The organism is Micromonospora sp. NPDC005172, assembly GCF_040608555.1.
Taxonomy (GTDB): Bacteria; Actinomycetota; Actinomycetes; order Mycobacteriales; family Micromonosporaceae; genus Micromonospora.
Genome location: NZ_JBEXIL010000014.1, coordinates 131394 through 150021, shown reverse-complemented (window position 1 = coordinate 150021; position 18628 = coordinate 131394). Strand labels below are relative to the sequence as shown.

Below are 18628 nucleotides of genomic sequence, written 5' to 3'. Positions count from 1 at the left end.
GGTCAGGCGGTCAGGAAGCTCGTCCGCAGGCTGGACAGCGCCTCGTGATGCCGGGACCGCACCGTACGGACCGGGACTCCGAGTATGCGGGCCGTCTGGTGCGTGGTCCGTCCCGCCAGGTAGGTGTGCAGGAGCACCGCGCGGTGCTCGACCGACAACCGCCGCAGCATGGAGACCGTCTCGGCGGCCGCGACGGCGGCGTCCGCGTGGTCCGGCTGGGCGACGTCGACCTCCGGCGCGGGTCGCTCACGCCCGACGGCGACCTTCCGCAGCGACGTCACGGCCAGATCACGCGCCACCGTCATCAACCAGTCCCGGATCGGGACCTCGTTGAGGCGGAGTCGGCCACCATGCTGCCAGGCGTGGATGAACGTCTCCTGCACGATGTCCTCGGCGAGGTGGTGGTCCACAACGAGCTTCTCGACGAAGGTGAGCAGCGGCCGGGTGTGATCGGCCATCAACTCGTCCAGCGCGGGAGTCCGACCGGACGCCGCGCAGGTCTCGTGAGCCGTTGTCATTGGCGGGTGCCTGGTCCTTAGCGAGCGGGTGTGCGAGCGGGCCCGCCGCCGACACCGTCCTGCGACCGGCACCGACGATCGACCCGATCCCCGACCCTACGGTCCGCCAGTTACCAACGTCGTGACGAACTCTTACCGGCCCGCGCCGGCGCCCCGGCGCACCCCGAGTCCCCGGCCGATCACCTCGGGCGTGCGACGTCGAGCTGACCCGTGGACCGGACCGTCACCCAGGTCGTGACCGTCGCCCCGTCGACCTCGGCCGTGCAGGTGAACCGGTGTCCCTCGATGACCGGCTGGTCGACCGGACACGCGACGGTGTCCGCGTTCAGCCCGTAGTCGTCCCGGAGCACGGTCAGCACCTGCCGTTGCAGGGCGGCGGTGTCGAGGACCTTCTGGCGCGGGAGGTCGGGTCGGGTCACGGCCACGACCGTCCCCGCGACAACCAGGAGCACGAGCGGGACCGCGACGGCCACCACGAGCTTCGGGGACGGTCGCCGCCAACGACTCGCCGTCGGCGCGTTCGCCGCCGGGCCCCAGTGCGGCGGGGGCGCGGGCTTCCAACGGGGTGCCAGCAGGGCCGTCCCCGCGCCGGTGCCCGCAGGGCTGTCGTTCATCGTCGGCTCCACGCTCTCAGCGGGTGGTGGGGGTCGGCACGGCGACGACCTCCGGCAGCGGCTTCGTCTTCTCGCCGGTCGGAGCGACCGCGAACCAGGTGCCACCGACTCCCTGGCCCCGGATGTCACCGGGCGCGAGGTCCTTGGCGAACCGGTAGACCGGCCAGCCGCCGATGGTCACCTGGCAGGTGCCGTCGGCCCGCTCGACGTACCCGACGAGTTGGGGGTCGACGCCGTCCGGGTAGATCCGACCGGGTGACGAGATGAGCAGCGGGGGCCACGTCTTCGCGCAGTCGCCCGCGCAGGTCGCCTTCGGCGGCCGCGCCGAGTCCTTGTCGAAGCGGTAGAGCGTCCTGCCCTGGCCGTCCGCGACGTACGTGCCGATGTCGGCCTGGTCCGTCGCCCGCAACTGCACCACCGAGTTGCCCTGACCACGGTCCGGGCTGGCCGGGACGGGTACGTCGGACGGCCCGCTGTAGATCTGCACGCGGCGCTGCGTCTTCGCCACGGTCGGTGGCGGCACCGGGCTGACCTCGATCACCTGCGGGGTCGGGTCCGCGCTCGCGCTGACGGATGCCACCGGAGACGCCCCCTGGGTCGGCGCGGTCGCGGTGCCGCCCGCCCCCGTGGAGTCCCCGCACGCGGTCAGCGCCGCCAGGCCGATCACCGCGATCGCGATCCGCGCTCTCTGCACCATGTTCGCTCCACCTCGTACTCGGTGTGGACCGGGCTCGTGCACAGGTCCGGCACCCACACGGACGTCGTACCGAAACGGTTCACCACCGCGTCACGACGGACGCCCGCGTCCGACTCGAACTTGCGCTGAACCGGATGGCGTGAGCATCCGTGTGGGTGGCGGCGTCGGCGCAAGACGGTCCACGAGGGGACCGGCTCGCCGACCCGGGAAACCGAGAAACCGGGAGGGCGACATGGCCACCTACCACATCGTCAGCGAGGACATCCAGGAGTCCGCGAGCTGGCTGCAGCAGAACATGCAGACCCTGCTGGACGGGATGACCCAGGCCAAGAGCAAGATCGACACACTGATCCAGGGTGGCTACAACACCCCGGGCGCGCAGCAGCAGTTCGGGCCGTACTTCGAGGAGTACAAGGGCAGCGTCGACCAGACCCTGCACGGCATGGAAGGCATCAGCCAGTACCTCACGCAGGTCAGCGACGCCTTCTCCGAGACCGACACGCAGACCGCCGCCAGCCTCAGCCGCTGACGAAACGAACGGTCGGGGCCGCGTGGTGAGCATTCACCGCGCGGCCCCGACCGTGTTCCCGACGGATCATCCGACCAGGAGATACCCGTGCGCCTGTTGCTCACCGTGACGGACCAGTCCACCCCCGCGACCGACTACCAGGTCGAGGCCGCCCTCGACTCCACCGTCGCGGAGCTCGCCGAGGTGCTGGCGGGGCGTCGTCCGGAACCCGGCACCCGCCCGCCGACGATCTTCGTCGCCGGCGCGCCGCTGGACCCCGGGCTCACACTCGCCGACGCGCCGCTCTGGCAGGGCAGCGTTCTCGAACTGGACCGCCCGGCACCCGTGTCGCCCGCACGGACGCCGGGTCCGCTGGAGATCCGGGTGGTCAGCGGTCTGGGCGCCGGCAACCTCTACCCGCTCGACATCGGCGAGCACGCCATCGGCCCCTCCGACGACGACCACGTGCTCGTGCACGACGACCCGCTCGCGCCCGCGCTCGCGCGGCTGCGCGTGACCGAGGACGGGGAGTGCTGGCTCCACCCGACCGGACCCGGGCTGCTGCTCGACCGGGTGGAGATCGACGAGCAGGAGCGGATCTGGGCGACCGGGGCGCAACTCGCCGCGGGTTCGTCCCTGCTGGAGCTTCGCCGCCCCCTTGCGGACGAGGCGGCACTCCAGATCTCGGAGGACCGTACGGGCCTCGACTACAACCGTCCGCCCCGCCTGCTGCCCGCGGCGCGGACCACCCAGTTCACGCTCCCCGGGCCGCCGGCGCCGCCGGAGCGGCGGCCACTCACGCTGATCACCGTGTTGGCGCCGGTCGTGCTCTCCGGCGCCGCGTTCGTCATCACCCGCAACCCGCTCACGTTGCTCTTCGCCATCCTGTCGCCCCTGGTGCTCATCGCCGGTCAGATCGGCGCGCGGCGTCAGGGCCGGGCCACGTACCGCTCCCGGCTCGCCGAGTACGACAAGAAGAGGGCACGCATCAGCGCCGAGGCCGAGGAGGCGCTGGCCACCGAACGGCTGGTCCGCCGGGACAACTGCCCCGACCCCGCCGCGATGGGGCTGATCGCCGTCGGGCCGCAGCGTCGCCTCTGGGAGCGACGGCGTACCGACCCCGACTTTCTGGAGCTGCGGGTCGGCAGCGCGGACCTGCCCTCCGAGGTGGTGCTGCGGGACCTGAGCCAGGACGAGAACCGGCGCGAGGTCCGGTGGAGCGCCCTCGACGTGCCCGCGACCGTGCCGGTGCGTAAGCACGGAGTCGTGGGGGTGGCCGGCGACGCCGTCGCACGTACGACGGTTCGTTGGATGATGGCCCAGGCCAGTGCCCTGCACAGTCCGGAGGACCTGCAGATCTACCTGCTCTGCGGGACCGCCGACGAGGCCGGGTGGGCCTGGGCCGGATGGCTGCCACACCTGCGGCCCCGCGACGGTCAGGACACCCTCGCCACGGTCGGCACCGACACCCAGACCCTGGCCCGCCGGGTCGGTGAACTGGTGACGATCATCTCGTCCCGCTCCGGTGAGCGGGCCAACGGCGCGTTCCGGGACGTCCTCGTGGTGCTCGACGGGGCCCGCAAGCTGCGGTCCCTGCCCGGCGTCACCCAGATCCTGCGCGAAGGACCAGCGGTCGGGGTGTACGCCATCTGCCTGGACGCCGAGGAGAGGCTGCTGCCCGAGGAGTGCCAGGCGGTCATCGCCCAGCAGGAGGACGGATCGCTGCTGGTGACCCAGACCCTCGCCGCCCCGATCGCCGACGTCCACCCGGACGTCGTCCCGCCCGAGTGGCTGTATCGGGTGGCGCGGGCGCTGGCGCCGCTGCGGGACATCGGTGGCGCCGACGAGGAGAGCGCCCTGCCCGGCGCGAGTCGGCTGCTCGACGTACTCGGGATGGAGCCGCCGGAGCCGGAAGCCGTGACGGCCCGGTGGACCTCGGGTGGTCGGACCACCGAGGCGGTGCTCGGTGTGTCGCTCGACGGGCCGTTCGCGCTCGACCTGAAGCGGGACGGACCGCACGGGCTCGTCGCCGGCACCACCGGCTCCGGCAAGTCGGAGCTGCTGCAGACCCTCGTCGCGTCCCTCGCCGTGGCCAACCGGCCGGACGCGATGACGTTCGTGCTTGTCGACTACAAGGGCGGCAGCGCGTTCAAGGACTGCGTCCTCCTGCCGCACACCGTCGGCATGGTGACCGATTTGGACACCCACCTGGTGGGCCGGGCGCTGACCTCGCTCTCGGCGGAGCTGCGGCGACGCGAACACATCCTGGCCGAGGCCGGAGCGAAGGACATCGACGACTACGTGGAGCTGCTGCGCCGCGAGCCGTCCCGCGTCGCGATGCCCCGGCTGCTCATCGTGATCGACGAGTTCGCGTCGATGGTCCGTGACCTGCCCGACTTCGTGACCGGGCTGGTCAACATCGCCCAGCGAGGCCGGTCGCTCGGCATCCACCTGGTGCTGGCGACCCAGCGGCCGGGCGGTGTGGTCTCCCCCGAGATCCGGGCCAACACCAACCTGCGCATCGCCCTGCGGGTCACCGACAGCAGCGAGAGCCAGGACGTGCTGAACGCCCCGGACGCGGCCACCATCTCGAAGTCGACGCCGGGCCGCGCCTTCGTCCGTCTCGCCCAGTCGTCGCTGGTGCCGTTCCAGGCCGGCCGGGTCGGCGGATTCCGCCCCGGGGCGCGCAGCACCGAGCGACCGGCCCCCTGGCTGGCGCCACTGTCCTTTCCCGACCTCGGCCGGCCCGCGCCTCGTCGCCGTTCCGGCGAAGCGGCGCCATCGGCCGAGCTGACCGACCTGGCGGTGCTCGTGACGGCGATCCGGGATGCCAGCGAACGGCTCGGCATCCCGGCCCAGCACAGCCCCTGGCTACCCGCGCTGCCGACGTCGCTGACCGTGGACGCGCTGCCCCCGGCCCGCGCCAGCGACTACCACCTCCCGGCGGTCGCCTACGGGCTGGTCGACCTTCCCGCCCAGCAGGACCAGGTGCCGTTGGCGCTGGACCTCTCCACGCTCGGCCACCTGCACGTCATCGGCTCCTCGCGCAGCGGCCGATCGCAGACGCTCCGGACGATCGCCGGCGCTCTCGCCCGCGTCCACTCCGCGGCCGACGTCCACCTCTACGGCGTCGACTGCGGCAACGGGGCGTTGCTCGCCCTCAACGGCCTGCCACACTGCGGAGCGGTGGTGCAGCGTACCGAGGCGGAACGGCTCGGCCGGCTGTTCGCCCGCCTCGTCGCGGAACTGGGCCGGCGGCAGCAACTGCTCGCCGGACGGGGCTCGGCGAGCATGGTCGAGTACCGCACCGGTACGCCCGCCGGTGAGCGACCGCCGCACATCCTGGTGCTCCTGGACCGGTTCGAAGTCTTCGACAAGACGTTCGCCGACTACGACAACGGCACGATCATGGCTGGTCTGCTCACGCTGCTCCGCGAGGGCGCCGGAGTGGGCATCCACGTGGTGCTGGCGGGTGACCGGGCGATGTTCTCCAGCCGGATCTCGTCCACGAGCGACGACAAGCTGGTGCTACGCCTGACCGAACGCGGTGACTACAGCATGGTCGGCATCAACCACCGGCAACTGCCGGACGAGATCGAGGCGGGCCGCGCGATCCGGGCAGCCGACGGCGCCGAGGCGCAGATCGCGGTGCTCGGCGAGGACACCTCGGGTCAGGGGCAGGCGCGCGTACTCGCCGACATCGCCGAGACGGCCCGGCAGCGGGACGCGGACGTCGCGGCCGTCGACCGCCCGTTCCGGATCGACGTGCTGCCCGACGAGTTGACTCTCGCGGACACGGAGGCGCTCAGCCGACCCGACGGACCGCTGTGGACCATGCTGGGCGTCGGTGGCGACGAACTCACCGCGATCGGACCGGATCTGACGATCGTCCCGACCCTGGTCCTGGCGGGTCCGCCGCGCTCGGGCCGGAGCACCGCGTTGCTGACGATGGTGGCCGGGCTGCTGCGCAAGGGCACGCAGGTGGTCGTGGCGGCGCCCCGCAGATCGCCGCTGCGCGAGCTGGCCGGCCTGCCGGGCGTGCTCGACCTCGTTCCGGGCGAGAACCTCACCTCCGCCGCTCTGACGGCCGCGCTGGAGCAACGGAGCGGGCCGGCGGTGGTCGTACTGGACGACGCCGAGTTGCTGCTCAAGTGCGACGCGGGAAGCGAACTCGGGGAGATCGCGCGGTCCGGCACGGAACGAGAGCTCGGACTGATCATGGCCGGCACCATCGACGGCCTGTCCGGCGGCTTCGGCGGCTGGCACGTCGACGCCCGGCGCAACCGACAGGGCGCGCTCCTCAGCCCGCAGGGCCTCGGCGACGGCGAGCTGATCGGCGCCAAGCTGAGCCGGGGACAGCTCGGCGGGGGACGCCTGGGCCGGGCGCTGCTGCACCTGGGCGACGGTACCGTCCGCCTCGTGCAGGTGCCCCGGACCGACCCGGCGGCGCTACGGACGCTGGTGACGCCAGCGGAGGCCGCCCCGGTGCAGGAGTGAGGTAGAGCCGGATACGACAGGGGGGACACCGCTGCGCGGTGTCCCCCCTCGTCGCGTACCGCACTCAGGCGTCGGTCGCGGTCGCATCCCTCGACTCCGGACGCGCGGTCAACGCCGGCTGCTCGTCGTCCCAGGTGAACGCCAGCGTCTCGGTGATCGCGCCGAAGAGTCCGAAGATCTCCTCCGCCTCCGCGAGGTTCGGGCTCGATCCGGTCACCACCACGACGTCCGCCGACCCCGGCATCGGCACGACGGTGTGCATCACCGCGCACCGCATCGTCGCGCCGTCCTGGACGACGTTCTGAATGCCGTACACACGGCCCACGGTGCCGATCCCGGGGATCACCGCGGTCGTCACCCGCCGCCACGTCCCGTCGACCCGGGTCGGTTGCCCCACGGCGGTCAGCGCGCCGAGGATGTCACCGTTGGCCGGTGGCGTGACCACCGCGACCACCACGGTGGCGGTGAGCGGGCCGTCCTCGTACATCTCGAAGACGCCCGCGGCGTGCACCGCGCCGCTGCGCCGGGCCTGGCGTACCGACCGGCGTACCTGCTCGGCGAAGCGGCCCGCCTGGTCCGCGGTGAAGCCGCCGGTCAGGGCGTGTCCCCGTGCCTCCTCGCCCATCCGGTTCTCACTCGCCTCGTCGGCCACCGGGAAGTCGACCCACGCCTGCGGAGTGCGCAGCTCGAAGCCGGTCGGGGTGGGCGTCGCGGCATGGGCCTGGGTCGGGGCGCTCACTGTGCGGCCTGCTGGTCCGGCGCGGTCAACGCGTTGACCGTCTGGGTGTCGGTCTCCCGGAACGCGTCGGCGACGGCCTTCGCGGCGTCGCGTACGCCACCGAGGTCCTTGCCCACGACGTGCCGGCCGTCGCCCCACCGCTTCTCGAAGTGCCGGGCGGCGTCCTCCAGGCCGCGCTGCCCGAGGGTGTCGACCACCGCGCCCATCGACCGGACCGACGCGCCGTCCATCAACTCCTTGGTACGCCGCAGCAGCTCGTGTACGCGTTCCAGCTCTGCGCCCGGGACGAGGATCTCGCTCATCCCGCGCGCTCCCCCGCCGGCCTGCCCATCGCATCGCTCATCTCCGCACCCTCCAGACCGTCACGGCAACTGCGCCGTACACGGATCGGCGGCCAGCCTGGTTCACCTGCTGAACCGATCTCCCGCCGGCTACGTGTGCGATCCGGCTCCCGGCGGACGGTCCGGGCGTCGGTGTGACGATGCGGTGGGAGGACTTGTCATGACGCGTCCGGGCGACGCCGAGTGGTCCGTGTTGCAGCTCGACTCGGATCCGGTGCCGGGTGATCCCGAGTCCTTCGAGGAGATCACCCGGGCATACCAGGAGTTGGCCAGAACCACCCAGGAGGCGCACGACCTGCTCGCCTCGGGCAGTCAGATCGACGTCGGCCAGGGCAAGGCAATGGACGCCTTCCGCGACCTGATCGGCAAGCTGCCGGGGCGACTGGACCAGATGGCGAACTCCTACGCCAGCGCCGCCGACGCGTACCTGCGGTACCTGCCCTCGCTGGAGGAGGCGCAGACGATGTCACTGCGCGCCCTCGACCAGGCCCGACAGGCGGCCGGAGACCAGAGCGCCGCCCAGGCCGCAGCCGTCACCGCGGCGGCGACGCTGCTCGTGCTGAACGCCGAGACCGCGACCAGTCCGGACGGCAAGGAGCAGGCCACCGACGACGCCGCCGCCGCCAAGAACCGGCAGGCCGACGCCCAGCAGGCGCTGGACGGGGCGAAGTCGTTGCTCGGTCAGGCGACAGCCCTGCGCGACCAGGCCGCCCGTACCGCCGCCGACACCCTGCACCAGCTGGCGAAGGACGCGCCGCAACGGTCACTCTGGGACAAGATCGTCGAGGCGTTCGAGGCGTTCGTCGACTTCCTCCAGAGCACCGTCATCGAGTGGATCACCACCATCCTCGACGTGCTCTCCGTCGTCGCCTCGTTCATCTTCCCGCCCCTGGGCTCGGCCATCGGCTTCCTCTCCGGCGCCATCGATCTCGCCGCGGCGGCCGTCGGCGGCGACCCCGCCGAGATCGCCCTCGCCGCCGGCGGACTCGCCCTCGGCCTCGTGCCCGGTGGACGAATCGTCAGCCGGGTCCTCAAATTCGCCAACAAGTTCGCCGGCAAGATCCGCCCCGGCAGCGTCGCGGACGGCATCAGGAACAACACCAGGGAGGTCACCGGCGGCAGCCGTGGCGTGCCGGGTACCGGTGCGGCTCCGGGACGCGGGATCGACGCCACGGTCACCGAGGTCGGCATCGGCAAGACCGTCAAGGGTGTGTTCAACCGGATCGACCAGAAGTTGTTCGACATACGGTTCGACCGGGACCTCAAGGCCGCCAGGAAGAAGCAGGCCAACGACCCGACGCTGATCCTCGGCCAGAACAGCAAGGGTCACCTCAAGACGTTCCACGCCTCGGACGTCGAGTCGACACCGTTGGTGGACAACAACGGCAAACAGATCGGCGTGCTCTTCCCGAGTAGGGCCACCGACAACGAGAGCTTCACGAGCTGGGCCCGGACCGACGCCAACCTCGCCTTCGGCCGGAACATCGGCGGGGAGATCGCCGAACCGGGAACGAAGGCGATCCGCAGGCTGCCCGGTACCGAAACCGGCTTCGCGGACAACCAGTTCCAGGTCGCGCCGTGGGCCCGGCTCAAGACCGACCCCACCCTGGTCATCGCGCACGGCAGCCCGGACGGCGCCGCCGTGCGCCTGAAGAACGGAACCGTGCTCCAGGTCCCGGGTGGGCAGTTCGCGAAGGTCCTGCACCACAACGACATCTTCCGGGCCAGCAACACCGCCACGGACCCGAAGCGGTCCATCGCGATGATCTCCTGCAACTTCGGCAACACCTCCGGCACGGCGGGGCAGGACTTCGCCAACGCCATGCGGGATCTCGGCAGTCAGCGGCGGATCTTCGCGGCGAACGAGACGGTCGTCACCACTCAGGGTGTGGACGAGGGCGGCCTGCTGACCGACGCGGGCCGGGACATCGCGACGTTGGCAGTGCAGAACGGCGGCAAGTTCAAGCAGATCCACCCGAGCGTCGAGGGGGCGAGTTGATGAGCGAGCACGACAACGGTGATCGGCAGCGGAGTTGGATGCTGCTGACGGACGCGCGGTGGAGCGCGCCCGACGAAGGTGCGGCGGATGCGACAGACGTGCCACCGGTGGAGGCCATCGTCGGTGGCTGGCTGGTCGAGCCCGACGGCACCGTCGGCCGTTTCACCGCCAATCCGCTGTACCGGCCGGAGGACCCGGCGTTGCCTACCAGCCCGGTGGACGCCTCCGCGTCCCTTGTCGCCTCCGGTCGGGCCGGCGTCGACGTGGTGCTCCTGGCGCTGCGGGACAGCCTCGTGGACGTCGCGCTGGACGCCGAGGGTGGCGTGATCGTGGCACCGGCGCCGGATGACGTCCCCTGTGTGCTCGTCGCGACCGGTGCCGTCGACCAGGCCCGGGTCGACGCCGTCGACTGGCGGCAGGTCGACCTGCGCGAGCTGCTGACGCTGCTCCCGGACGGCGTCGACGTGCTGCTCAATCCGGGCGGGCCGCGTTCCATGCGCCTGTTCGCCGACGCGTTGCGGGACATCGCCGTCCAGGGCGAGCCAGCACCGACAGGTCCGTGACGTACCACCGCGCTGGGCTCGGACGTGTCGTCCGAGCCCAGCGCGGACCGGGTGGCCGGACCCGCATCGGCGACGGTTGACATCTCGATTCGGCCTCGACGTGGGTCAGTAGACAGATCTTCTAGTGATCAACTAACGGTACGAACAGGACGTGCATCCTGAGGACCCGTAGGCATCCGGCGGGAACGCCGACGACGTGAGGGTCAGCAAAAGGGTGGTAGCAATGGCGGGATCGGGACCTGTTCGTCGGCGCGAAGTGGCAGGCGAAGCACTGGTCCGGTCCATATTCGAGGAGCACGGACGCGCGATGCTCGCTTATGCGACACAATTGACCCGCGACCGCGCGGCCGCGGAGGACGTCGTCCAGGAAGCGCTGGTACGCGCGTGGCGGCACCCCGACGCGCTGGTCAACGGCAAGGGCTCGGTACGGGGTTGGCTGTTGACTGTCGTCCGCAACATCGTGACCGACACCATCCGCGCCCGGAACGCGCGCCCACCCGAGGTGCCGGAGGGCCCGACCGAATCAGCGGTCGAGCGTGACCACGCCGACCAGGTGGTGAACTCGATTGTCGTGACCGACGCGCTCAACCGCCTCTCCACGGAGCACCGACAGGTGCTCGAGCAGGTCTACCTGCGCGGGAGTACAGTCGCGGAAGCCGCACAGGTCCTCGGTATCCCACCGGGCACCGTGAAGTCTCGCTCCTACTACGCACTCCGAGCACTCCGCGATCTCGCCGAGCGTCGCGCCGGGGTGGAACGGCCTGCCTCATGAATTCCGACAGCTCATCGCCCCGCGCCGACCACTTCGACATCGGCGGCTATCTGCTGGGGGCACTCGATGAGGAGGCGACCCACCGAGCCGAGGAGCACCTGGCGGGTTGCGCGCAGTGTCGAGCCGAGGTCGAGTCGCTGCGGACGTGGGCGGGCGCGCTCGAGAACGTACCCGACGTGATGCTGCTGGACGGCCCGCCGGAGGACGGCGACCTGCTGTTGCAGCGCACTCTGCGCCAGATCCGCGGGGAGGCCGCCGACCAGCGCCGTCGCCATCACACCGTCACCGGAGTCGCGGCGGCCGTTGTCGCCTCCGCGGTCCTCGGTGGCGCCCTCTTCCTTCCCCGGGGAGACGGGACGACGGACGCGACAGCGCCGCCGCCGACCCCGACCGTCGCGGCCGACCCGACCGTCCGCTCAACCAGCGCCTCCGACCCACGCACGGGGGCTCGTCTCGCCGTGGCCGTCACACCGGCCCCCGGCTGGGTACGTGTCAACGCCACGGTCTCCGGCATCCCGCAGGGCCAACGCTGCCGCCTCCTGGTCGTGGGCAGGGACGGCAGCACGGTGCTGGCGGGCAGCTGGTTGGTGTCGGAGCGCGGGGCCGCCGAGGGTGTGACCCTGGACGGCAGCGCCCTGATCGACGAGGCCCAGATCGACAGTGTCCGGGTGGAGACGACCGACGGCATGGCGTACGTCAGCGCGAAGCTGTAGCCAGCCCTCGTCGGTGGCCGGTGGCTGAGCCGGCCACCGGCCATCGTCAGTGGCCGATGGTTGTGTTCGACCGGCCGGGCGACAGACAGCAGCGCCGGCCCGGGCCAGTGGCCGGGCCGGCGCGAGCCGTGGCGCAAGGTCAGCCCAGGCGCACCGAGACGACCGCGTTGTCGAAGTCGACAGTCGCCAGATCCGCGACGTCCCCGTTGATCACCTTCGACCGGCCGGTGCAGTCCGGGCCGGCCCAGAGCTTGAGCGAGCCAGGCGCCGCCACCGAGGAGGAGACCCCCGGGCGGCTCAGGTTGCGGCAGCCGGTTCCCGCGACGCCCTGCGAACCGGCGCCGTCGCCGAAGTTCGGGTCGTCGAAGAGGACCGCGCTGGTGGCCGGTGCGGCCGGCGACTCCGCGGCGGGCTGCTCGTCACCGGACACGCCGGCCTTGCCGCCGGTCGGGGTCACGCCGAACCAGGTGCCTCCGACACCCTGGCCCTTGGTGTCGCCTGCCTTGGTGTCCTTGGCGAAGCGGTAGACCGGCCAGCCCCCGATGGTGACCTGCCGGCTGCCGTCCGAGCGCCGGACGGTGCCGACGGCCTCCGCCTTGACCCCCGCGACGAAGATCTTGCCGCCCGGCATCACCGTGACCGGCGGCCAGGTCGCGGCGCAGTCACCGTCGCAGGTCGACGTCGGCGGGTTGTTGCTGTCCTTGTCGAATCGGTAGAGGGTCAGCCCCGCACCGTTGACGACGACCGGGTCGAGCTTGCCCGCCCTGCCCACGGTCATCTGGACCCAGCGCTGAGCCGATTCGCGGGCGGCCCCGGTCGCCACCCCGCCGTCGGGTACCGCCCAGTCACCGGTCCCCGGAGCCGCGTTGTTGGACTTGGCGGTGCCGGACGTCAGAGCGAGGTCGGCGACACCGGCCCCGCCCTGCGGCGACGCCGCCGGGCTGCCGCTCAGGTCGGCGGCCCGCGCCGGGCCGGGTGGCACCTGGCTCGGGCCGCACGCCGTGAGCGTCACCGCGCCGACGGCCAGCGCGGCGATGAAGGGTGTCACGTGGTTGCGCATCATCGGGAATCTCCAGCGGTCACCCGGCTTCCAGGAGGTCCGGAAACCGTTCGCCCCTCACACGGAACAGGTCCGGGATCGGTTCAGGGCCGGTGCCGCCGCCGTCATCACGTGGGCGACCTCAGGTGGTTTGCAGGGCGACCTTCAGCCAACCCGGGTTGCGCATGTCGAACTCCCGGTACGCGGCGACCGCGTCGGTGAGCGGTTCGTGCTCGGTCACGACGTCCTCCGGACGGACCTGACCGGACGCCACCATGGCCGCCAGCTTGGGGATGTACCGGGGGTGGTTGCCGTTGCCGGCGCGGATGGTCAGGTTGCGCCCCATGGCCATCCCGATCGGGAAGTACCGGTCGCCAGGCGGATAGACGCCCACGATGCCCAGCGTGCCGACCTTGGCGAGGCTGTCCACCGCCCAGGTCTGCGCCTGACTCGGCGCGTCACCCGGCTTGAAGTGCCCGTCCTGGCCCGCGCTGTCGAGGTCCGGGGAGATCTTGCGCTGCTCCTCGGCGTTGCGCGCGTCGTCCTTACCCGCTGCGGGCCCCGACTTGGCGCTCTCGCTGTCCACTCCGACGGCGTCGATGGCGCAGTCGGCCCCGATGCCGTTCGTCAACTCCATGATGGCCTCGACCGGGTCGACCTCGTTGAAGTTGATCACCTCGGCGCCACGGCTGCGGGCGTGCTCCAGCCGGTCGGCGTGCCCGTCGACAGCGATCACCCGGGACGCGCCGCGCTGGTACGCCGAGAGGATGGCGAACTGGCCCACCGGACCGCAGCCCCAGACGGTGGCGACCTTGCCGTCGCTGACGTCGGCCAGAACCGCGCCGAAGTAGCCGGTCGGGTAGATGTCGGAGAGCGTGATGGCCTGCGACTCGGTGACGTTCTCGCCCAACGAGATCAGGTTGGTGTGCGCGAAGGGCACACGGGCGTACTCGGCCTGCAACCCGTTGAACGGACCCTGCATCTCGGGTGAGCCGGGCGAGGCGGTGCCGATCCGCGGCCCGAGCGGGTTGGCGTTGTCGCACTGCGCGAAGAGGCCCCGGCGGCAGTACCAGCAGGACCCACAGCCCCACACCGCGGAGATCACCACCCGGTCACCCGGCCGGAAGTTGTGGATCTGCGAGCCCACCTCCTCGACCACCCCGATGCCCTCGTGACCGAGGACCTTGCCCTGCTTCATCCCCGGCATCGTGCCGCGCACGAAGTGCAGGTCGGTACCGCAGATCGCCGCGGTGGTCACCCGGACGATCGCGTCCGTGGGTTGTTCGATGCGGGGTTCGGGCACATCGTCAACCCGGATGTCACCGATGCCATGCCAAACGACTGCCTTCACGCGTACTCCCATCCGCGCTGGCCGACCTCGTCGCGCCAGCACTCGACAACGGGACACCTCGTGCCCGGGACGAATGCCGGCTTCCCCGGGCACGAGGTGTCCAAACCGCGCCCTCAGCTCAGTCTCTCGGCGAGACGGGTGACGGAGGCACGCATGCTGTCGGTGCCACCGTCGGGAAACTCGTGCAGAAGCGTGCGAGCCTGTTCGAGAGCCCGACGCGACGCGGCGACGTCACCAGCGGCGATGAGAACGTCGACCATCTGTCGCAGCGCATCGAACTGCGACGGCCGGTCCCCCACGCGCCGCGCCGCGCTCGCCGCGATCTCCAGCTCGGTGACCGCCTCGGCGACGCGTCCGGTCTCGGCCAGATTGTCCGCGACGGCGGCCCGGATCTCGCTCTCCTCGTGCCCCCGCCCCACCCGCTGGCTGAGGTCAAGCGCCTCCCGGAGCACCCCGATCGACTCCGTGACCTTGCCCTGGGCGGTCAACGACCGTCCCGTGCCCAGAAGGCTGCCGAGTTGGCCCCGACGATTGTGGAGCAGGCGGAACAGCGACAGCGCCTTCGCGCTGTGCTCGAGGGCGCGGTCGTGCCGGCCCAGCGCGCTGAACACCTCGTGGAAGTTGTTGTGCACCAGCGCCTGTTCCAGACGCATGTCCCGGTCCCGGTAGGTCCGTGCGGCCTCACCGAGCAGGCGCAGCGCCTCCTCGTGGGCGCCGAGCAGGTACCGTGCGCCGGCCAGGCTGCGCAGGACGTGCGCCTCCCCGACGACATCGCCGCGCTCCCGCGCGTCCCGCAGCGCGATCCGCATGACGTCCTCCCAGTCCTGGAAGCGTCCGGCCCACTGCAGATACTGCTGCATGGCGAGGGCGAGCTGCCACGGCACGATGCCGTACCCGACGTCGGCGGCCAGGCGTACGGCCTCCGTGAGCATCTCCCGCTGGCGGTCGAACCAGTCGATGGCCTCGTCGTACGTGCCCGGCCGCTGAGGGACGACACCGGGCAGCGGCGGTGGCGGCTCGATCGGTGGCCGGTTCGGGTCCAGGACCAGCTGTGCCTGGTAACTGGTGTGCAGGTAGTGCTGCAACAGGCGGGAGAGCGCCGCCTCGCGCTCCGCCGTCGACTCCTCGGCCTCCAGCAGCTCCTCGGCGTACGCCTTCACCAGGACGTGGGAGGTGAGGCGGCCGTCCTCGTGCTCGGTCACCAGCGCCGCGTCGATCAGCTCGGCGAGGTGGGCGCGCGTGCTGTCCGGGTCGCGGTCGGCGAGACTCACGCACGCCTCGGCCGTGACACCGGGCAGCGGGGCTACCGACAGGAGCCGGAACAGCCGGGCGGCGTCCGGACTGAGCTGCCGGTAGGACCACGAGAAGGCGGTACGCGGGTCGTTCAGCCCAGGCCCACCCGCGAACGCTTCCAGTCGGCGGGCGCTGTCGCGCAGCTCCGCGGCGATGGTCGCGAGCGACAGCCCCGGACGAGCGGCGATCCGGGCCGCCAGGATGGCCAGCGCCAGTGGAAGCCGGCCGCACAGCTCGATGATCTCGTCGGCGGTGCTGGCACAGCCTCCGTCGTCGGTCGACCGGCTCGGCAGGCCGGCGAGCCGACGTTCGAGAAGTCGACGGGCCGTCGGCAGATCGGGCGGGTCGACCCGGAGCAGGTGCGCACCGTCGAACGCCGCGAGGCCGACGAGGGCCCGCCGGCTGGTCACGATCACGAGACTTCGTGCCGAGTTCGGCAGTAGCGGGCGTACCTGGGCGGCGTCGTGAGCATTGTCCAGCAGGAAGAGCATCTGCCTGCCGGCTGTCATGCTGCGGTACATCCCGATGCGCGCGTCGAACGTGTCGGGTACGTCGGAGGCGGGCACGCCCACCAGGTGCAGCAGTGAACGCACGGCGTCGTCGGCCGACAGGCGCCCGCCCGCGCAGAGGTGGCCGCGCAGATCGAGGTAGAGCTGCCCGTCGGCGTACTCGTCGGCCACCCGGTGCGCGAAGTGCGCGGCGAGCGTCGAGGTGCCCACCCCGCCCATGCCGTCCATCGCGATCACCAGGGGGCTGGTCCGTTCGGCGGTCCGCGTTCCCGTGTTCAGATCGCGCAGGATCAGCAGTTCGGATTCGCGGCCCACGAAGAGAGGTGGGTCCGGCGGGAGCTGCGCCGGGCGGATCAGCGTCGTCCGTCGGGCCACCACGGGGTCGGCGTCCTCGACGGGTGCCAGCGCCGTCTGGGTGAGGGCCCGTCGGTGGGCGTCCTGAAGGTGGTAGCCGGGGTCGATACCCAAGTCCTCGTCGAGGCGCGTCCGGATCGCGCCGTACACCGCCAACGCCTCGGCCTGCTGGCCCGCCGCGGCGAGGGTCGTCACGAGGCTCGCGTGGACCGGCTCGTTGAGCTGACCCATCGCGGCCGCGAGCCGCAGCGGCGCCAGCACCCGGGCGGGCTGCCGCAGTCGCACGGCCACCGCGGCGGCGGCGATGGCGGCGTCGAAGAACTCGCCGTCGATGCCCGCGAGGACTGCCGCGGCGGCGGCGCTGTCGACCAGGCCGTCACCGGACGAGCCGTGGCAACGCCGCAGCGCGTCGAGGTAGTGCTCCAACGCGTCGTCCGGACGGTCCTGCGCCAGGCTGGACTTCGCGGCCGAGACGTCGCTGCGGAACGCGACGAGGTCGAGCGCCTCCGGCCCGGCCACGAAGAGGTACCCGTTGCCGTGCCGCAACAGGTACGAGCCGACGGCCCGCGGGGGCAGGTCGGGTTCGAGCAGGCGGCGCAGCGCCGCGACGTACTTGTGGATCACGTTCACGGCGCTGGCCGGCGAATCAGGGCCCCAGACGAGATCCAACAGATCGCTGGTGGTGGTGGGGCGCCCCTGGCGGGCCAGCAGGACCGCCAGGAGACGGCGTTGCTGACGCGGGCCCGCGTCGAGCTCGGTCGCGCCGCGCCACACCCGCAGCGGACCCATGATCTGTAGGCGTGGTCCCTCCTGCAACGCCGATTCCTCTGTCCGACCGGAGCCGACGTCTTCCCTCACCTTGATCACGCTGCGTCCACCTGGTGGAGGCTGACTTGACGATGACTGGATTGGACATTTCCGGGCGCGCGACGGACGATCCGACAATCCCGGGCCCGGCGAAACCGACTTCCGGGTCGAAGACGGCACGCATCGAACCGGTCGGCGACGCCATGGTGCGGCCCTGTCTTGTAACCCATGCTCAGCAGACGTCGCTGACGAGAGGAAAGTTCGATCCCCTGGACGGGTTTTTCCCGCCGGCGCGCTAGCGTTCCCGGATGCTTCTTCCGACCTCGGCGCTCGTGCCGGCCGGCGACACGGCTCAGCTGGTGCGGAGCGCCCAGCAGGGCGATACGGCCAGCTTCGCGCTGCTCTTCGACCGTCACTACGCCGGCATGCTCGCCGTGGCTCGCCGCCTGTTGGGTGGCGGCCCCGACGCCGAGGACGCGTGCCAGGACGCGGCTATCACGGCGTTCAGCCGGATCGGGGAGTTGCGCGACCCCAGCGCGGCGCGGCCCTGGCTGCACACCATCGTGCGGAACAACTGCCGGACGATGCTCCGCGACCGTCTCCCCGTACCGGTCGGGGTTGCCGGTGAGAACCTGCTGGCCTCTGAGCTGGACGACCCGGTAGCCCGCATCGAGCGCAGCGCCATGCGGGACTGGGTCTGGCACGGACTACGGCAGTTGTCGCCGGCCGCGCAGACCGTGGCGCTGCTGCGGTACTTCACCGAGAACAACTCGTACGAGCAGATCGCGGCCCTCTGCGGAACCCCGGTCGGCACCGTCCGTAGTCGCCTGAGCGAGGCGCGCCGGCAGTTGGCCGAGGTCCTGCCTCGCGTGCACGACGAGCGGCACGGCGAGACCGTGGCGCTCCGCACCGAACGACAGGAGGAGGCGACGACCATCCTGGCGGCGGTGCCGGGCGGCGCGCCGCTGAACGAGGTGGCGGCCCGCTGGGCCGAGGACATGAGCTTCTGGTGGCCCAACGGCACCCGGACGATCGGTCGGGAACCGGTCTTCGCGGTCATCCGACAGGACTACGACTCGGGCGTCCGCCACGAAATCACCGGCGTGGTCGCGGGCTCCGGCATCACGATCTGGGAGAACGCCTTCATCAACCCGCTGGAGGACCCGTACCACTGCCCGCCGGGGGCAACCTGGCTGCTCAGGGAGCAAGAGGGCCTGGTGCGCGAGGTGCGCCTTCTGCACACCCCACGGCCGGCCCGACCGGAGACAACTCCCCCGCGGAATCGAACTTCCGCCGGCCGAGCGGCGTCCTGAG

General features: G+C 71.5%; 15 protein-coding genes. 7 read left to right on the top strand and 8 right to left on the bottom strand.

What is annotated here, in order from left to right; translation table 11 throughout:
- Nucleotides 1-2: 2 nt before the first annotated feature.
- From ABZV06_RS12875 to ABZV06_RS12865, 3 genes are all read right to left on the bottom strand, one after another.
- Complete coding sequence (locus tag ABZV06_RS12875; protein WP_355243835.1) at nucleotides 3-518, bottom strand: sigma-70 family RNA polymerase sigma factor; 516 nt, start codon at nucleotides 516-518, stop codon at nucleotides 3-5.
- A gap of 179 nt (nucleotides 519-697) precedes the next feature.
- Nucleotides 698-1132, bottom strand: coding sequence for a DUF4333 domain-containing protein (locus ABZV06_RS12870; RefSeq protein ID WP_355243838.1), 435 nt, complete (start codon nucleotides 1130-1132; stop codon nucleotides 698-700).
- A 16-nt stretch (nucleotides 1133-1148) separates the two neighbouring features.
- Entirely contained in the window at nucleotides 1149-1829 is a 681-nt protein-coding gene (locus ABZV06_RS12865; RefSeq protein WP_355621065.1) for a hypothetical protein, read from the bottom strand.
- 232 nt (nucleotides 1830-2061) lie between these two features.
- Between ABZV06_RS12865 and ABZV06_RS12860 the strand changes: the two genes are divergently transcribed.
- Both ABZV06_RS12860 and ABZV06_RS12855 read left to right on the top strand, forming a co-directional pair.
- Complete coding sequence (locus ABZV06_RS12860; RefSeq protein ID WP_007457407.1) at nucleotides 2062-2358, top strand: WXG100 family type VII secretion target; 297 nt, start codon at nucleotides 2062-2064, stop codon at nucleotides 2356-2358.
- Between the two features lie 87 nt (nucleotides 2359-2445).
- Nucleotides 2446-6834, top strand: coding sequence for an FtsK/SpoIIIE domain-containing protein (locus tag ABZV06_RS12855; protein WP_355621062.1), 4389 nt, complete (start codon nucleotides 2446-2448; stop codon nucleotides 6832-6834).
- A gap of 64 nt (nucleotides 6835-6898) precedes the next feature.
- Here the strand turns inward: ABZV06_RS12855 and ABZV06_RS12850 are convergent, their stop codons facing one another.
- Nucleotides 6899-7573, bottom strand: a complete 675-nt coding sequence (locus ABZV06_RS12850) for a hypothetical protein (RefSeq protein WP_355621059.1) — start codon at nucleotides 7571-7573, stop codon at nucleotides 6899-6901.
- Nucleotides 7570-7875, bottom strand: coding sequence for a hypothetical protein (locus tag ABZV06_RS12845; protein ID WP_355243849.1), 306 nt, complete (start codon nucleotides 7873-7875; stop codon nucleotides 7570-7572). The genes ABZV06_RS12850 and ABZV06_RS12845 overlap by 4 nt, the downstream gene beginning before the upstream one ends.
- Nucleotides 7876-8074: 199 nt before the next feature.
- Between ABZV06_RS12845 and ABZV06_RS12840 the strand changes: the two genes are divergently transcribed.
- The 4 genes from ABZV06_RS12840 to ABZV06_RS12825 all read left to right on the top strand — a co-directional run bounded on the left by ABZV06_RS12840 (nucleotide 8075) and on the right by ABZV06_RS12825 (nucleotide 11961).
- Complete coding sequence (locus ABZV06_RS12840) at nucleotides 8075-9913, top strand: putative T7SS-secreted protein (RefSeq protein WP_355243852.1); 1839 nt, start codon at nucleotides 8075-8077, stop codon at nucleotides 9911-9913.
- Nucleotides 9913-10476 (top strand): type VII secretion system-associated protein, encoded by a 564-nt coding sequence (locus ABZV06_RS12835; protein ID WP_355243855.1) that lies wholly within the window; start codon nucleotides 9913-9915, stop codon nucleotides 10474-10476. Before ABZV06_RS12840 ends, ABZV06_RS12835 begins: the two co-directional genes overlap by 1 nt.
- A gap of 223 nt (nucleotides 10477-10699) precedes the next feature.
- Nucleotides 10700-11248 carry a sigma-70 family RNA polymerase sigma factor gene (locus tag ABZV06_RS12830; protein ID WP_355243858.1) on the top strand — a complete coding sequence of 183 codons (549 nt, stop codon included), beginning with the start codon at nucleotides 10700-10702 and terminating at the stop codon, nucleotides 11246-11248.
- Nucleotides 11245-11961: a zf-HC2 domain-containing protein gene (locus ABZV06_RS12825; protein ID WP_355243861.1), complete on the top strand. Its 717-nt coding sequence runs from the start codon at nucleotides 11245-11247 to the stop codon at nucleotides 11959-11961. The genes ABZV06_RS12830 and ABZV06_RS12825 overlap by 4 nt, the downstream gene beginning before the upstream one ends.
- 139 nt (nucleotides 11962-12100) lie before the next feature.
- Here the strand turns inward: ABZV06_RS12825 and ABZV06_RS12820 are convergent, their stop codons facing one another.
- The 3 genes from ABZV06_RS12820 to ABZV06_RS12810 form a co-directional block, all read right to left on the bottom strand.
- On the bottom strand, nucleotides 12101-13024 hold the full coding sequence (locus ABZV06_RS12820; RefSeq protein WP_355621053.1) for a hypothetical protein: 924 nt from the start codon (nucleotides 13022-13024) through the stop codon (nucleotides 12101-12103).
- A 118-nt stretch (nucleotides 13025-13142) separates the two neighbouring features.
- Nucleotides 13143-14351, bottom strand: coding sequence for a zinc-dependent alcohol dehydrogenase (locus ABZV06_RS12815; RefSeq protein ID WP_355243866.1), 1209 nt, complete (start codon nucleotides 14349-14351; stop codon nucleotides 13143-13145).
- A 113-nt stretch (nucleotides 14352-14464) separates the two neighbouring features.
- Complete coding sequence (locus ABZV06_RS12810; RefSeq protein ID WP_355243869.1) at nucleotides 14465-17365, bottom strand: BTAD domain-containing putative transcriptional regulator; 2901 nt, start codon at nucleotides 17363-17365, stop codon at nucleotides 14465-14467.
- A gap of 257 nt (nucleotides 17366-17622) precedes the next feature.
- Here ABZV06_RS12810 and ABZV06_RS12805 point away from each other — a divergent pair, with 257 nt between their 5' ends.
- Nucleotides 17623-18627, top strand: coding sequence for an RNA polymerase sigma factor (locus tag ABZV06_RS12805; RefSeq protein ID WP_355243871.1), 1005 nt, complete (start codon nucleotides 17623-17625; stop codon nucleotides 18625-18627).
- Nucleotide 18628: the final 1 nt, after the last annotated feature.

Coding starts and splice junctions, on each gene's coding strand:
- ABZV06_RS12875 (WP_355243835.1), bottom strand. CDS start 518: ATGACAACGGCTCACGAGACCTGCGCGGCGTCCGGTCGGACTCCCGCG.
- ABZV06_RS12805 (WP_355243871.1), top strand. CDS start 17,623: ATGCTTCTTCCGACCTCGGCGCTCGTGCCGGCCGGCGACACGGCTCAG.
- ABZV06_RS12820 (WP_355621053.1), bottom strand. CDS start 13,024: ATGATGCGCAACCACGTGACACCCTTCATCGCCGCGCTGGCCGTCGGC.
- ABZV06_RS12845 (WP_355243849.1), bottom strand. CDS start 7,875: ATGAGCGAGATCCTCGTCCCGGGCGCAGAGCTGGAACGCGTACACGAG.
- ABZV06_RS12835 (WP_355243855.1), top strand. CDS start 9,913: ATGAGCGAGCACGACAACGGTGATCGGCAGCGGAGTTGGATGCTGCTG.
- ABZV06_RS12870 (WP_355243838.1), bottom strand. CDS start 1,132: ATGAACGACAGCCCTGCGGGCACCGGCGCGGGGACGGCCCTGCTGGCA.
- ABZV06_RS12825 (WP_355243861.1), top strand. CDS start 11,245: ATGAATTCCGACAGCTCATCGCCCCGCGCCGACCACTTCGACATCGGC.
- ABZV06_RS12840 (WP_355243852.1), top strand. CDS start 8,075: ATGACGCGTCCGGGCGACGCCGAGTGGTCCGTGTTGCAGCTCGACTCG.
- ABZV06_RS12860 (WP_007457407.1), top strand. CDS start 2,062: ATGGCCACCTACCACATCGTCAGCGAGGACATCCAGGAGTCCGCGAGC.
- ABZV06_RS12865 (WP_355621065.1), bottom strand. CDS start 1,829: ATGGTGCAGAGAGCGCGGATCGCGATCGCGGTGATCGGCCTGGCGGCG.
- ABZV06_RS12830 (WP_355243858.1), top strand. CDS start 10,700: ATGGCGGGATCGGGACCTGTTCGTCGGCGCGAAGTGGCAGGCGAAGCA.